7 protein-coding genes are annotated in these 15,596 nt (G+C 60.7%); 6 read left to right on the top strand and 1 reads right to left on the bottom strand.

What is annotated here, in order from left to right:
• The first annotated feature begins 308 nt into the window (after positions 1-308).
• The 5 genes from rpoB (at position 309) to AB8B02_RS14130 (ending at position 13,784) form a co-directional block, all read left to right on the top strand.
• On the top strand, positions 309-4,424 hold the full coding sequence (gene rpoB, locus AB8B02_RS14150) for a DNA-directed RNA polymerase subunit beta (RefSeq protein WP_120286934.1): 4,116 nt from the start codon (positions 309-311) through the stop codon (positions 4,422-4,424).
• A gap of 125 nt (positions 4,425-4,549) precedes the next feature.
• Positions 4,550-8,749: a DNA-directed RNA polymerase subunit beta' gene (rpoC, locus tag AB8B02_RS14145; RefSeq protein ID WP_093762211.1), complete on the top strand. Its 4,200-nt coding sequence runs from the start codon at positions 4,550-4,552 to the stop codon at positions 8,747-8,749.
• Positions 8,750-8,844: 95 nt separating this feature from the next.
• Positions 8,845-9,306, top strand: coding sequence for a GNAT family N-acetyltransferase (locus AB8B02_RS14140; protein WP_439064218.1), 462 nt, complete (start codon positions 8,845-8,847; stop codon positions 9,304-9,306).
• 267 nt (positions 9,307-9,573) lie between these two features.
• A complete protein-coding gene (locus AB8B02_RS14135) occupies positions 9,574-11,628 on the top strand; it encodes an FAD-dependent oxidoreductase (RefSeq protein WP_175365589.1) in 2,055 nt (684 codons plus the stop codon).
• A 125-nt stretch (positions 11,629-11,753) separates the two neighbouring features.
• Complete coding sequence (locus tag AB8B02_RS14130; protein WP_089268284.1) at positions 11,754-13,784, top strand: ABC transporter ATP-binding protein; 2,031 nt, start codon at positions 11,754-11,756, stop codon at positions 13,782-13,784.
• Between the two features lie 25 nt (positions 13,785-13,809).
• Here AB8B02_RS14130 and AB8B02_RS14125 read toward each other — a convergent pair whose 3' ends face one another.
• A complete protein-coding gene (locus AB8B02_RS14125; RefSeq protein ID WP_439064217.1) occupies positions 13,810-14,406 on the bottom strand; it encodes a TetR/AcrR family transcriptional regulator in 597 nt (198 codons plus the stop codon).
• A 110-nt stretch (positions 14,407-14,516) separates the two neighbouring features.
• Here AB8B02_RS14125 and AB8B02_RS14120 point away from each other — a divergent pair, with 110 nt between their 5' ends.
• Entirely contained in the window at positions 14,517-14,915 is a 399-nt protein-coding gene (locus AB8B02_RS14120; protein WP_439064216.1) for a RidA family protein, read from the top strand.
• Positions 14,916-15,596: the final 681 nt, after the last annotated feature.

Here is a 15,596-nt window from a genome sequence, read left to right as displayed (position 1 = left end):
TCCCATATCGGGACGGCAGCACGAAAAACACGGTCTGACAGCGGAAACGGCGACGTTTCCGGTTAAGCCGTTGGGAGATGGGCAATTTTCGGGCTTTTCGGTCCGTAGCTAGGCGGTTTGGACGGGCGAGATGCAGTCGGGCATCGCGCACGTCGTTTTGCGTTCTGCGATTCAAATGCTCGGGAGAGGGATTTTGTTCCTCACATTGGGTGTCGAATTCGGAACGTTCTTGGAAATTCAACCCGGAGGCGATGGCAGTCGCGCTCTGGAAGGTTCGCCCCTTTCGGGCGACGCAATGAGAGGCCACGATGGGTCAGCAGACGTTCACAGGTCGCAAGCGCGTTCGCAAGTTCTTCGGTCATATTAAAGAAGTCGCAGAGATGCCGAACCTCATCGAGGTTCAGAAGGCGTCCTACGACCAGTTCCTGATGGTCGATGAGCCGACCGGCGGTCGCCTCGACGAAGGTCTGCAGGCTGTTTTCCGTTCGGTGTTTCCGATCTCGGATTTCTCGGGCACCTCGATGCTGGAATTCGTGCGCTACGAATTCGAGCCGCCGAAATATGACGTCGATGAGTGCCGCCAGCGCGGCATGACCTATGCTGCGCCGCTGAAGGTGACGCTGCGCCTGATCGTGTTCGATATCGATGAAGAAACCGGCGCCAAGTCCGTCAAGGACATCAAGGAGCAGGACGTCTACATGGGCGATATCCCGCTCATGACCATGAACGGCACCTTCGTCGTCAACGGCACCGAGCGCGTCATCGTCTCGCAGATGCATCGTTCGCCGGGCGTGTTCTTCGACCACGACAAGGGCAAGACCCATTCGTCGGGCAAGCTGCTGTTCGCTGCCCGCGTGATCCCGTATCGCGGCTCCTGGCTCGACATCGAGTTCGACGCCAAGGACATCGTGTTCGCGCGTATCGACCGTCGCCGCAAGATTCCGGTGACGTCGCTGATGTTCGCGCTGGGTCTGGATGGCGAGGAAATCCTCTCGACGTTCTACAAGAAGATCCAGTTCAAGAAGATCAAGGAAGGCTGGCGCGTTCCGTTCGACGCCACCCGTTTCCGCGGCTACTCCACCGTCAACGACCTGATCGATGCCGACACCGGCAAGGTCGTGCTCGAAGCCGGCAAGAAGCTCACCGTGCGCGCTGCCCGTCAGCTCGCCGAGAAGGGCCTCAAGGCGCTGCGTCTGACCGACGAAGAGTTGGTCGGCAACTATCTCGCCGAGGACCTCGTCAACGTGAAGACCGGTGAAATCTACGCCGAAGCCGGCGAGGAAATCACCGAGAAGTCGCTGAAGGCGCTGAACGAGGAGGGCTACAAGGAACTCCCGCTGCTCGACATCGACCATGTCAATATCGGTGCCTATATCCGCAACACGCTCTCGGCAGACAAGAACCTGACGCGTGAAGACGCGCTGTTCGACATCTATCGCGTGATGCGTCCGGGCGAGCCGCCGACGCTCGAATCCGCGCAGAACATGTTCCAGTCGCTGTTCTTCGACTCGGAGCGCTACGACCTCTCGGCCGTGGGCCGCGTGAAGATGAACATGCGCCTCGAACTCGACGCGCCGGACACTCATCGCACGCTGCGCAAGGAAGACATCCTCGCCGTCATCAAGACGCTGGTGGATCTGCGCGACGGCAAGGGCGAAATCGACGACATCGACCATCTCGGCAACCGCCGTGTGCGTTCGGTCGGCGAGCTGATGGAAAATCAGTATCGCGTCGGCCTGCTGCGCATGGAGCGCGCCATCAAGGAACGTATGTCGTCCGTCGACATCGACACCGTGATGCCGCAGGACCTGATCAACGCGAAGCCTGCGGCTGCCGCGGTGCGCGAGTTCTTCGGTTCGTCGCAGCTGTCGCAGTTCATGGACCAGACCAACCCGCTCTCGGAAATCACCCACAAGCGTCGTCTTTCGGCGCTTGGCCCCGGTGGTCTGACCCGCGAGCGCGCCGGCTTCGAAGTCCGCGACGTGCATCCGACCCACTATGGCCGTATCTGTCCGATTGAGACGCCGGAAGGCCCGAACATCGGTCTGATCAACTCGCTCGCCACCTTCGCGCGCGTCAACAAGTACGGTTTCGTCGAGACCCCTTACCGCAAGGTCAAGGACGGTCGCGTCACCGATGAGGTCGTGTACCTCAGCGCGATGGAAGAGGGCCGCTACTCGGTCGCGCAGGCGAACGTGTCGCTCGACGCCAAGGGCAAGTTCACCGAAGACATGATCATCTGCCGTCATGCCGGCGACGTGTTGCCGCTGCCGGCCGACAAGGTCGACTACATGGACGTGTCGCCGAAGCAGCTCGTTTCGGTCGCTGCGGCGCTGATCCCGTTCCTCGAGAACGACGACGCCAACCGCGCGCTGATGGGCTCGAACATGCAGCGTCAGGCCGTGCCTCTGGTGCGCGCCGAAGCGCCGTTCGTCGGTACCGGCATGGAAGCCGTCGTGGCCCGCGACTCCGGTGCTGCGATCGCTGCCCGCCGTTCGGGTGTCATCGACCAGATCGACGCAACCCGCGTGGTTATCCGCGCGACCGAAGATCTCGATCCGACCAAGTCGGGCGTCGATATCTATCGTCTGATGAAGTACCAGCGTTCGAACCAGTCGACCTGTATCAACCAGCGTCCGCTGGTGAAGGTTGGCGACGTCATTCGCAAGGGCGACATCATTGCCGACGGTCCGTCGACCGATCTCGGTGAACTCGCACTCGGCCGTAACGTGCTCGTCGCGTTCATGCCGTGGAATGGCTACAACTTCGAAGACTCGATCCTCCTCTCGGAGCGGATCGTGAAGGAAGACGTCTTCACCTCGATCCACATCGAGGAATTCGAAGTCATGGCCCGCGACACCAAGCTCGGCCCTGAGGAAATCACCCGCGACATTCCGAACGTGTCGGAAGAAGCGCTGAAGAACCTCGACGAAGCCGGCATCGTCTATATCGGCGCTGAAGTCCGCGCCGGCGACATCCTGGTCGGCAAGATCACGCCGAAGGGCGAAAGCCCGATGACGCCGGAAGAAAAGCTTCTGCGCGCCATCTTCGGTGAGAAGGCGTCGGACGTTCGCGACACCTCGCTCCGCGTGCCTCCGGGCGTGCAGGGCACGATCGTCGAAGTCCGCGTGTTCAACCGGCACGGCGTCGACAAGGACGAACGTGCTCTGGCGATCGAGCGAGAAGAAATCGAACGTCTTGCCAAGGACCGTGACGACGAACAGGCCATCCTGGATCGTAACGTCTACGGCCGTCTGGCTGATCTTCTGGAGAACAAGGTCGGCATCGCCGGTCCGAAGGGCTTCAAGAAGGACGGCAAGATCACGCGCGCCGTGCTCGACGAAAATCCGCGGTCGCAGTGGTGGATGTTCGCCACCGCGAACGACAAGCTGATGACCGAAATCGAAGCGATGCGGAAGCAGTACGACGAGTCGAAGAAGGGCCTTGAACAGCGCTTCCTCGACAAGGTCGAGAAGCTGCAGCGTGGCGACGAACTGCCGCCAGGCGTGATGAAGATGGTCAAGGTCTTCGTCGCGGTGAAGCGCAAGATTCAGCCCGGCGACAAGATGGCCGGACGTCACGGCAACAAGGGCGTGGTGTCGAAGATCGTTCCGATCGAAGACATGCCGTTCCTTGAAGACGGTACGCATGCGGACATCGTGCTGAACCCGCTCGGCGTGCCGTCGCGCATGAACGTCGGTCAGATCTTGGAGACGCATCTTGGCTGGGCCTGCGCAGGCATGGGCAAGAAGATCGGTCAGACTATCGACGCCTATTACCAGAAGCAGGATCTGAAGCCGCTGCGCGACACCCTGAAGAAGGTTTACGGCGAAGACGAAGTCATCAAGTCGCTGAACGACACCGAGCTGCTTGAACTGGCGCGTAACCTGAAGCCCGGCGTGCCGATTGCGACGCCGGTGTTCGACGGTGCGAAGGAAGCCGACATCGAAGAGATGTTGAAGATGGCTGGCTTCGACGCGTCCGGTCAGTCCACCGTCTATGACGGCCGGACCGGCGACCAGTTCGATCGCAAGGTGACTGTGGGCTACATCTACATGCTCAAGCTTCACCATCTCGTGGACGACAAGATCCACGCGCGTTCGATCGGTCCATACTCGCTCGTCACGCAGCAGCCGCTGGGTGGTAAGGCGCAGTTCGGCGGTCAGCGCTTCGGTGAAATGGAAGTGTGGGCGCTCGAGGCTTATGGCGCGGCGTACACGCTCCAGGAAATGCTGACGGTGAAGTCGGACGACGTCGCGGGCCGTACCAAGGTCTACGAGGCGATCGTGCGCGGCGACGACACGTTCGAGGCCGGTATTCCGGAATCGTTCAACGTGCTGGTCAAGGAAATGCGCTCGCTCGGCCTCAACGTCGATCTGCACAATTCCAAGCTGCCGGGGCCGACCTCTGAAGCTGCCGAGTAAGAACAAGCGTTACGCCCGGCCTGATGGCCGGGCGTCCGCACCCAGCCGGGACGTGGGGCAGGGTGTGTGGCTCTAAAGAATTTCGAATTTGCTGCTGATGGCGATCGGCACGCGAGGAGAAGACGATGAACCAAGAAATTATGAATCTCTTCAATCCGACGACTCCGGCTCAGGTCTTCGACCAGATCCGGATCTCGATTGCGTCCCCGGAGAAGATTCTGTCGTGGTCCTACGGCGAGATCAAGAAGCCGGAAACCATCAATTACCGTACCTTCAAGCCCGAGCGCGACGGCCTGTTCTGCGCCCGCATCTTCGGGCCCATCAAGGATTACGAGTGCTTGTGCGGCAAGTACAAGCGCATGAAGTACAAGGGCATCATCTGCGAGAAGTGCTCGGTCGAAGTGACCCTGTCGCGCGTCAGACGCGAGCGCATGGGCCACATCGAACTAGCCGCTCCGGTTGCGCACATCTGGTTCCTGAAGTCGCTGCCGTCGCGCATCGGCCAGTTGCTGGACATGACGCTCAAGGATCTCGAGCGCATCCTGTATTTCGAATACTACGTCGTTCTCGAGCCGGGTCTCACCGCGCTCAAGGACCGTCAGCTGCTGTCTGAAGAAGAATATCTGAAGGCGCAGGACGAATACGGCCAGGACTCGTTCACCGCGATGATCGGTGCCGAGGCGATCCGTGAACTGTTGAAGGGTCTGGAGCTCGAGAAGCTCGACGAGCAGCTGCGCGTCGAGATGAAGGAGACCGAATCCGACATCAAGCACAAGAAGCTCGCCAAGCGCCTGAAGATCGTCGAGGCCTTCCGCTATTCCGGTAACAAGCCGGAGTGGATGATCCTCACGGTGGTGCCGGTGATCCCGCCGGATCTGCGTCCGCTGGTGCCGCTGGATGGCGGCCGCTTCGCGACGTCGGATCTGAACGATCTGTATCGCCGCGTCATCAACCGTAACAACCGCTTGAAGCGTCTGATGGAGCTCCGCGCGCCGGACATCATCATCCGCAACGAAAAGCGCATGCTGCAGGAGGCCGTCGACGCACTGTTCGATAACGGCCGCCGTGGCCGTGTCATCACCGGCGCCAACAAGCGTCCGCTGAAGTCGCTGGCTGACATGCTGAAGGGCAAGCAGGGTCGTTTCCGTCAGAACCTGCTCGGCAAGCGCGTCGACTATTCGGGCCGTTCGGTCATCGTCGTCGGTCCGGAACTGCGTCTGCATCAGTGCGGCCTGCCGAAGAAGATGGCGCTCGAACTGTTCAAGCCGTTCATCTATTCGCGTCTCGACGCCAAAGGTCTGTCCACCACGGTGAAGCAGGCGAAGAAGCTCGTTGAAAAAGAACGTCCCGAGGTCTGGGACATCCTCGACGAGGTCATTCGCGAACATCCCGTGCTGCTGAACCGCGCGCCGACGCTGCATCGTCTGGGCATCCAGGCGTTCGAGCCGGTGCTCATCGAAGGCAAGGCGATCCAGCTGCATCCGCTGGTCTGCTCGGCCTTCAACGCCGACTTCGACGGCGACCAGATGGCCGTGCACGTTCCGCTGTCGCTTGAAGCGCAGCTGGAAGCACGCGTCCTGATGATGTCGACCAACAACATCCTGCATCCGGCGAACGGTCAGCCGATCATCGTGCCGTCGCAGGACATCGTGCTGGGTCTGTACTACCTGTCGACCATGCGTGCGGGTCTCCCGGGCGAAAACAAGCTGTATCGTGAGATGGCGGAGATCGAGCATGCGCTGCATGCAAAGGTCATCCACCTCCACACCAAGATCAAATACAGCTGGTCCGGTCTCGATGCGGACGGCAAGCCGGTCACGCGCATGGTGGAAACCACTGCCGGTCGTGCGATGCTCGGTCAGGTTCTGCCGAAGTCGCCGAAGATGCCCTTTGACGTCATCAACAAGCTGATGACCAAGAAGGAAATCTCGGGCGTCATCGATCAGGTCTACCGTCACTGCGGTCAGAAAGAGACCGTGATCTTCTGCGATCGCATCATGGCGCTCGGCTTCTACAACGCGTTCAAGGCGGGCATCTCGTTCGGCAAGGACGACATGGTCGTGCCGGGTTCGAAGTGGAAGATCGTCGACGCCACCCGTGCGTTCGCGAAGGACTTCGAACAGCAGTACAATGACGGTCTGATCACCCACGGTGAGAAGTACAACAAGGTCGTCGACGCCTGGTCGAAGGCGGGTGAAGAAGTCGCCAAGGAGATGATGAAAGAGATCTCCTCGGTGAAGAGGAATGCGGCTGGTGAAGAAGCCCAGATCAACTCGATCTACATGATGGCGCATTCCGGTGCCCGTGGTTCGCCGGCCCAGATGCGTCAGCTCGGTGGTATGCGCGGCCTGATGGCCAAGCCGTCGGGCGAGATCATCGAAACGCCGATCATCTCGAACTTCAAGGAAGGTCTGTCGGTTCTCGAATACTTCAACTCGACCCACGGCGCTCGTAAGGGCCTCGCGGACACCGCGTTGAAGACCGCGAACTCGGGCTATCTGACCCGCCGTCTCGTCGACGTGGCGCAGGACTGCATCATCACGCAGACCGATTGCGGCACCAATCTCGGCATCAAGATGCGCGCCATCATCGACTCCGGCTCGGTGGTCGCATCGCTGGCGTCGCGTATCCTCGGTCGTTCGGCCTGCGAAGACATTCGCGATCCCGCGACCAACAAGGTGCTGATCAAGCGCAACACGCTGATGGAAGAGAAGGACGTCGATCTTCTCCAGCAGGCCGGCATCCAGGAAGTGAAGATCCGTTCGGCTCTCACTTGCGAACTGGTCAACGGCATCTGTGGCACCTGCTACGGCCGCGATCTGGCCCGCGGCACGCCCGTCAACCACGGTGAGGCCGTCGGCGTCATCGCGGCGCAGTCGATCGGCGAGCCCGGCACGCAGCTGACGATGCGTACGTTCCACATCGGCGGCGCGGCGCAGCTCAACGAGCAGTCGGTGATCGAGTCGAACTTCGACGGCAAGATCACGATCAAGAACGAGAACATCGCCAAGAACGGCGAAGGCCACATGGTTGCAATGGTGCGCAACATGGTCATCGCCATCTCTGACGCCGATGGCACCGAGCGTGCGACGTACCGTATCCAGTACGGTGCTCGCGTTCACGTCGCCAACGGCGACATGATCAAGCGTGGCCAGCGTATTGCGGAATGGGATCCGTATTCCCGTCCGCTGCTGACCGAAGTCGACGGCACGATCGGGTTTGAGGACCTGATCGACGGCCAGTCGATTACGGAAACGCTCGACGAGTCGACCGGTATCGCCAAGCGCGTCGTTACCGACTGGCGTTCGTCGCGTGGCGGTGCGGACTTGCGTCCGGCTATCGTCATCAAGGGCAAGGACGGCAAGGTCCTCAAGCTCGCACGTGGCGGCGACGCCCGTTACATGCTATCGCCCGACGCCATTCTGTCGGTCGACGTCGATGCCAAGGTGACCTCGGGTGACATTCTTGCCCGTGTCTCGATGGAAAGCGCGAAGACGCGTGACATCACCGGCGGTCTGCCGCGGGTGGCCGAACTGTTCGAGGCGCGCAAGCCGAAGGACGCGGCGATCATCGCGGAAATCGGCGGCACCATCCGCTTTGGACGCGACTACAAGAACAAGCGTCGCATCTCGATCGAGCCGCTCGACAAGAACGAGGAGACCCGCGAGTACCTCATTCCGAAGGGCAAGCAGATCCATCTGCAGGACGGCGACATCGTCGAAAAGGGCGATTACATCGTCGAAGGCAATCCGGCGCCGCACGACATTCTGGCGATCAAGGGCATCGAGGAACTCGCTGCCTATCTGGTCAACGAAATCCAGGAAGTTTACCGGTTGCAGGGCGTGCTCATCAACGACAAGCACATCGAAGTGATTGTCCGTCAGATGCTGCAGAAGGTCGAGATTACCGATCAGGGCGAGACCGACATGATCTCGGGCGAGCAGATAGACAAGATCGAGTTCGACGCGCTGAATCTGAAGGCGAAGGAAGAAGGCAAGAAGATCGCGACCGGAAACCCTGTGCTGCTGGGCATCACCAAGGCCAGCTTGCAGACCCGTTCGTTCTTCTCGGCAGCGTCGTTCCAGGAGACCACGCGCGTGCTCACCGAAGCTGCCGTCAACGGCAAGGTGGACCCGCTCGAAGGCCTCAAGGAAAACGTCATTGTCGGCCGTCTGATCCCGGCCGGTACCGGCGCCTCGATGGCGAAGATCCGCGAAGTCGCAATGAAGCGCGACAAGATGATCCTCGACGAGCGCGAGAAGCAGGCGGCGATCGTGCCGTCGGCTCCGGCAGAAGAACCGCTGATGCTGCCGTCGGCCGAGTAATCGGACCGGGCAGACTTAAGAAACGAAAGGGCCGGCGCAAGCTGGCCCTTTCTCGTTTTGATCTGTTCATTCGGTTGGTAACGGAGAGCGGTCAGATGACATGCGATATTCGGCCGGCTCAAGCCGGCGATGCAGCAGGTATCAGCCGCGTCATCATCCGCGCGCTGCGCGAAACCAATGCGAAGGATTACACGCCCGATATCATCGCGCGCTTTGAACTCAGTTTCAGCTCGGCGGCTGTCGAACGATTGATCGATCAGCGCGATGTGTTCGTTGCCGAGATGGACAATCGTGTTGTCGGCACGGCGAGCCTGGATGGGCAGACCCTGCGGACCATGTTCGTCTTGCCGGACGTGCAAGGGCGCGGCATCGGCCGTTTGCTGGTGCAGCGGATCGAGAGGGTCGCCCGCGAACGACAGCTTGCGATTCTGACGGTTCCGGCGACGGTCACCGCAGAGGCTTTTTACGCGAGACTGGGCTTCACGGCCGTTCGCGAGGCCTATCACGGTGAGGAGCGGACCATCGTCATGGAGCGTGTCTTGTCGCCGACCAACTGACCTGCCACTGCAGATCACATCAATGCCATGGAAAAGGCCGGCGAAAGCCGGCCTTTTTCGCGTCTGACGTGTGTTGCGGCGCACTACATGCTTTTGTTCATCTTTCCTTCAGCTGAAAAATGTTTTCACTTGGAGGGGGTTAGCGCGAGTCGACGGGGTCGACGGGCCAGCCTTGCAGCGTCAGCGGATTCCGCTTTGGCTGGGAATACGTTACATCGACCGTTGCCGGATATTGCCGCCGGCAAACACGACGCGTGAAAGAAACCTATGCTTGATCTAGCAATTGTTGGTGGTGGTCCAGGCGGCCTGATGAGCGCCTGGTATCTCAAGAAGAAGCTCGGCGATCTCTGTCGTGTCACCATCTACGAGGCGTCCGACCGCGTCGGCGGCAAGATTCTCACGCGCAAGTTCGATACAGCGCCAGCCATGTACGAAGCTGGCGTTGCGGAAATCTACGATTACTCGATGACCGGGCCGGATCCGCTGCGCGAGCTGATCCAGCATTTCGGCCTGCAGACCATTCCGATGGATGCCGAGCAGGTGCAGCTGGACGGCGAGCTGCTCAACGACGTGCCGGGCATGCGCAAGAAATACGGCGCCAAGACCGCAGCCGCCATTGAAGCCTTCCGCAAGAAGTGCGCGAGCATGGTGTCGCCGATCGAATATTACGAAGGCGTCGGTTCGCACGACAACGAACACCCATGGGCATGGATAAATGCCGAGGAGCTGCTTGATAAGGAAGTCAGCGATCCCATTGCCAAGCGCTTCCTGAAGGTGATGGCGCGCTCCGACATCGCGACCGAGACGCACAACACCAACGGCCTCAATGCGCTGAAGAACTTCGTGATGGATGTCGATGGCTATATCGGCCTCTATTCGATCCAGAACGGCAACGAGCAGCTGATTTCCTGCCTGCAGTCGGAAGTCGATGCCGACATCCGGCTCAATCACCGTGTGCTCAAGGTCGGCAAGACCGAGCAGGGCCGCTATCAGCTCGACATGATGAATGGCAAGGGGCCGGACACCCGCGACTTCGATCTCGTGGTGATGTGCCTGCCGCATTCATGGCTGGCGACCATGCGCTGGGACGGCGAGCAGCTGCGCAAGTCGATGGTCAAGCACGTCGCTTACTTTGACCGCCCGGCGCATTATCTCCGGATCTCGCTGCTGTTCGACACGCCGTTCTGGGGCGAGCAGATTCCCGGCGCCTGGTTCATGTCGGAAGCCTTTGGCGGCTGCTGTGTCTATAACGAGGGCGCCCGCCACGATGTAGGCAAGCACGGCGTGCTGAACTGGCTGGTGCCAGGCTCCGACGCGCTGGCCTTTGCCAACCTCACAGACGATGAGTTGATCGATGCCGCGCTGAAGTCGTTGCCGGTCTCGTTTGGCGATGCGCGCGAGCATCTGCTGGAAGGCAAGATCCATCGCTGGCTGTCGTCGGTCAATGCGATCCCCGGCGGCATGCCGGTGCGCGACGTCATGACCAATCACCGGCCGGAGCCGAAGGATCATCCGGGCCTCGTTGTGGTCGGCGACTATCTGTTCGACTCGACGCTGAACGGTCTGCTCGACTCCTCGGATGCGGCCACCGACATCATCCTCACCGAGATGATGCGCCTGCGCCGCGCGCAGGGTCAGAATGGTACGACGATCTCCGACAAGATCGATCGCGACTATTTCCAGAATTATCGCGGCGTCGGTCCCTACAGCGAGGTCTGGAGCCAGTTTACCGACCCGGCCTATCTGACAAATCTCATCAAGATCGTCTGGGGCCGCGCCAAGGGCTACAAGCTGCTGGTCGCCGGCTCGGCATCAGGCGAACTGGTCGGCGCGTTGCGTGCCAGGGGGATCGACGCCTGGGGTGTCGAGAACAACAAGGCGATCCACGCCAGGACGCCAAAGGCGCTGCAGAAGTTCAACAAGCTCGGCTCGATCACCGATCTGCCCTTCAAGGCCGGGCAGTTCGATTTCGTGTTCGAGACCAGCCTGTGTCACGTGAGCGACAAGCAGGTGGTGACGGCCGTGCAGGAGCTCAACCGCGTCGTGAAGACCGGCCTCGTGTTCGGCTCGGTCACGTCCGACATGGCGCCGGCGGTGATCGATCGCTATGACCTGCTGCGCGGCGTCAAGAAGCTCGGCACCTGGTGGGAATGGTCGGAACTGTTCTTCGGCAACGGCTTCGACCTGTCGATGCATCGCCGCGACTGCACCGAGGCGGTGTGGGAAGCCACACTGGCCGCCGGCAAGGGACCGGGCCACTGGTATGCCGACGCGGACAGCCTGCGCTACTCGTTCTTCGACAAGGTCGATGCCGAGGATTGATCTTTGGCATCCGCCTTCGGTTGCTTTGCCGAGGACATTCTGATCGCATAGGATCATTGCCGTGGCTGTCCGGGCCGCTTCATTGATTCTTGCGGTCGAAGGACCGTGCAGCAACGGTTCGTTCCATGGCGTCGAAGCCACCTCCAAAGCCTCCATCTGACGACAAGAACGCGGCCGAGCCGGCCACGCCGCTCGATGACAAGTTTGCGCTCCCGGTTGGCGCTGCCGCCGCTTCGGTTCCCAGCACGAAACCGCCGGCTGTCGAGAAGACGGCAAAAGCCAAGCCTGCCGTCGATGATGACGACGAGGATGAAGACGACGAGCTCGATGACGATGATGACGAGGAACTGGTCGTCTTCACCGCGCGCGAGGCCGCCGGCGCCTTCGGGACGGTCTATCGTTTCACGCGGCCGTTGCTCGGCAAGTACCGCAAGTTGCTTGGCTTCGTTGGCTTCGGCGTTCTGGTCGAGACGCTGTTCAACGTCATCATGCCGCTCAGCCTCAAATATCTGATCGACGACGCGCTCGGCGAGGAAGACTTCGACGCGCTGTTCAAGATCCTGTCGGTGCTGGCCGTCGCCGGCATTGTCACGTCGATCGTTGCGATCTGGTACGAGCGCTGGGACGCCAAACTGGCAGCCTCGATCATCACGGACGTCCGCTCGCGTCTGTTCGATCACGTGCAGGATCTGCCGTCGGCCTATTTCGCCCGCACCAAGCGCGGCGAGATCCTGTCTCGCTTCTCGATCGATCTGTCGTCTTTCGAGACGGCCATCAAGAGTTTCGCCAACAGCGCATTGCTGCCGTTCCTCGAACTGATCGCCGGCATCGGACTGATGCTGTATCTGAACTGGCAGCTTGCCGCCGTCGCGCTATTGATTTTCCCGATCACACTGATCGGCCCGCGCATCCTGACGCCGAAGGCCGTGCAGGCCAATTACGACCAGAAGCTCAGCGAAGCGTCCGTGCTCGGCATGGTGCAGGAAAACATCGCGGCACAGGCGGTGATCAAGGCCTTCAGCCTGCAGCGGCGTACCATGGGCTGGTTCCGGCTACGCAACAACGAAACGCGCGACAGGATCGCGGCGGCGACCTTCCTGTCGACCATGGTCGAGCGCTCGGTCACCGTCTCGGTGTTGCTGCTGCATTTGGTGGTGCTGGCGATCGGCGCCTATCTCGCCACCAAGGGCCAGATCACGGTCGGTACCTTCGTCACCTTCGAAAGCGCGTTCTGGGAGGTGTCCTACAACATCGCCCACGTCATGCATTTCATCCCGGTGTCGATCCAGGCAGCGGCGGCCGTGCGGCACATGGAGGAGATGCTCGACGAGCCGACACGCGGCGCCGACAAGCCCGGCTCACCGGAGCTGCCGCGCATCGTCAACGACATCACGTTCGATCGCGTCTCGTTCAAGTATGAGAACAGCCAGCAGCCGGTGCTCGACAATCTCAGCCTCAAGATCAATGTCGGCAAGACCGTCGCCATTGTCGGCCCATCCGGTTCCGGCAAGAGCACGTTGCTGAACCTGATCCTGCGGCTCTATATGCCGGACGAGGGCAGGGTGACCATTGACGGCGTCGATATCCGCAAGATCACGCGCGAGTCCCTGCGCGGACACATGGCCGTGGTGTTCCAGGAGAACATGCTGTTCAACATGTCGATCCGCGAGAACATCCGGCTCGGCAAGGAAGGCGCCACCGACGAGGAAGTCGAGCAGGCGGCGCGCAAGGCCGAGATCCATCGCTACATCATGAGCCTTCCGGACAAATACGACACCCAGGTCGGCGAGCGCGGCGATACGCTATCCGGCGGCCAACGCCAGCGCATTGCGATCGCGCGGGCCGTCGTCCGCAATCCGTCGGTGCTCCTGCTGGATGAGGCGACATCCGCCCTCGACCAGACAACCGAGGCGGCGCTCAACAAGACGCTGTTCAAACTCGCCAAGGGCCGCACCCTGATTTCGTCGACGCACCGGCTGGCCGCCGTGGTGGATATGGACGAAATCATCGTCATCAATGGCGGCAAGGCGATCGAGCGCGGCTCGCACAAGGAGCTGCTGGCGCTGAACGGTACCTATCGCCAGCTCTGGGACGACCAGCGGCACAGGTCATCTGCCAGCGACGATGATGATGACGAGGATGACGACGACGAGTGAGCGCATCTGAAGATGTGTGAGGCGGTCATCCCGCCGTTCGCAGCAAGCCCGCCGCGAGCTGGCGGAAAGCCTCGACAGCTTTCGCAAGGACCGCGCGGCGATCGTCGGCGGCAGCGATCCAGAGGGCGGCGTTGAGCGCCGCGCCATTGATCAGACGGGCCGCCGCTTCGGCATCGACAGGCTTGACCGTTCCATCGTCGATCAGCCGTTGAATCGCCTGTGTTGTTGTGCGCAGACAGGCAGTTTGGTTCGGCCATTGCGAGGGATCGCCGAGCACGGCGGGGCCATCCAGCAGCATGATGCGCTGGATCTCCGGCTCGAGGGACATTTCGATATAGGCGACGCCCTCGTTGAGAAACCCGTCCCATGCGGTGTCCGCCTGGCCGCGGGCAGCGCGCATCCGTGCCAACATTTCCGCGTCGATCTGATCGATGACGGCCTGCAGCAAACCCTTCTTGTCGCCGAAGTTGTGATAGAGCGCGCCGCGCGTCAGGCCGGCTTCGGCGGTCAGATCGTCCATCGACGCGGCCGCATAGCCTTTGGCGGCGAAAGCCGTCCGGGCCGCCCGGATGAGCTTGGCCCGGGTTTCCTCCACCATTTCTGCACGCCGTCTCGCGACCACTGTCATCTCTGCAAAGTAACATACGCGCTGTATGCGTATTGACATACGAGGCGTATGCCTGAATATTCTGACATACGGAGCGTATATAATCTTTGAACAGGACTGACACCATGACCAAACGCGACGCGATTTTCCCGGCCGGCCGGCAGCCGCTTTACGAGATTAACCGGTATTCGGCGGCGATACGCTCGGGCGATCTCTTGTTTGTCTCCGGCCAGGTCGGCAGCCGGGAAGATGGCTCACCGGAGCCGGTTTTTGAAAAGCAGGTCCAGCTGGCATTCGATAACCTCGCGGCCGTGCTGAAGGCGGCAGGTTGCACGTTCGACGACGTGGTTGACGTCACCACCTTCCACACCGACCCGGCCACCCAGTTCGCGGCGGTCAATGCCGTCCGATTGGCCGTGATTGGCGAGCCGCCTTACCCGAATTGGACCGCGGTCGGGGTCAACTGGCTGGCGGGCTTCGATTTCGAGATCAAGGTTATCGCACGCATCCCTGTATCCGCCTGATTGGCTGGTCGCGAGTGTCGGGTGGGGTGGGCTGTGTCCCTCTCCATTCGGCCCCTGGTAATATTTGCTGCTGATCGATGCTGGCCCGGTGTGTCGATTCGGGACGCGGTACGGTTTGCATCGGATGCGAGTCGGCGGGGCAGGGCGCAAAAAATCCGCAACCCAGGCGATTCTCTTTCATCAAACTGCAACGAATCCGAGTCGCGGATTCTTTCGTGGATGACATGGCGGGCGTCGAAATCGCGTATGTTCTGTCATGATCCACATGCTAGAAGATGCAGTGCGAGAAGCGTTTCTTTCATCGCGCTTTGTTGTTGACTTGGGTATCCCCTGCGGATACAACCCGGCCATTCAACGACAGGCGGTGAGCTTCGCCAGTGTCGGAACGGATCACCCGGTGGGCTTTTCGGAGCTGATTGGGCACCAACCTCGACCAAGAAGCTCAAACGCTGTCGCTATATCAAGGCAATGCCAAAACGACGTTTGTCTCCTGAGAGACTTCTCTCCTGAGATTAAATTCGAATGCATGACCTCGGTGCAGACCTGAAGACATAAGTCTGGCGGTCATGATCGCGGTCCTCTGTGGCGTTAAGCGCTTTCCGTTCAGCAATGAATGGTTGGCGTGATTTCGTTTTGCGTGAAGCTTTTCACGTGATGCGAACCGTGGGGCAGGTTGCTCCG

Source organism: Tardiphaga sp. 862_B3_N4_1, assembly GCF_051811085.1.
Taxonomy (GTDB): Bacteria; Pseudomonadota; Alphaproteobacteria; order Rhizobiales; family Xanthobacteraceae; genus Tardiphaga; species Tardiphaga robiniae.
This window is presented reverse-complemented; position numbering and strand designations above follow the sequence as displayed.